The organism is Alcanivorax sp. HI0044, from assembly GCF_001634945.1.
In genome coordinates this window covers 1-795 of the sequence record NZ_LWEZ01000198.1, presented here as the reverse complement: position 1 = coordinate 795, position 795 = coordinate 1, and the positions used below count along the sequence as shown (strand labels likewise).

The window sequence follows — 795 nt, the reverse complement described above, 5'->3', positions numbered from 1 at the left end:
CTTTCTGCTCGCCGGACAGCTTCACCGGCGTCTCGATGACCACCTTGCAAAGCAGGTCACCCGGTGCACCGCCACGAACCGGCGCCACACCCTTGCCACGCAGGCGGAAGACTTTTCCGCTCTGGGTTTCCGCCGGCACTTTCAGCTTCACCTTGCCGTTCAGGGTGGGCACATCCAGCTCACCACCGAGCGAGGCATCGACAAAACTGATCGGCACTTCGCAGAACAGGTTGTCACCATCGCGCTGGAAGATGTCGTGCTCACGCACGGCGACCTGCACATACAAGTCACCGGACGGCGCGCCGTGCATGCCGGCTTCACCTTCACCCGCCAGACGAATGCGGTCGCCGGTATCCACGCCCGCCGGAATTTTCACCGACAGGGTCTTGGTGTTCTGCACCCGGCCCTGGCCACCGCAGTTGCCACAGGGATCCTTGATGATCTTGCCTTCACCCTTACAGGTGGGACACGCCTGCTGCACGGTAAAGAAACCCTGCTGCATCCGTACCTGGCCGACGCCACCACAGGTGGTACACGTTACCGGCTGACTGCCTTCTTTCGCGCCAGAGCCATGACAGACATCACAGCTATCCCAGGTGGGGATACGGATTTTTTCATCGCAGCCGCGCACCGCCTGTTCCAGGGTCAGCTCCAGCGTATAGCGCAGGTCTGCACCACGGGCAGGGCCACGGCGTCCACCGCCACCACCACCGAAGATGTCGCCGAAAATATCGCCGAAGATGTCACCAAAGCCTCCGCCGCCGAAGCCGCCGCCAGCACCGGCGCCACCCTGAC

1 protein-coding gene is annotated in these 795 nt (G+C 62.8%); it reads right to left on the bottom strand.

Translation table 11 applies throughout. The features are described from left to right. A partial coding sequence (locus tag A3730_RS02370; RefSeq protein ID WP_063537403.1) for a molecular chaperone DnaJ occupies window positions 1-795 on the bottom strand: 795 nt, incomplete at both ends.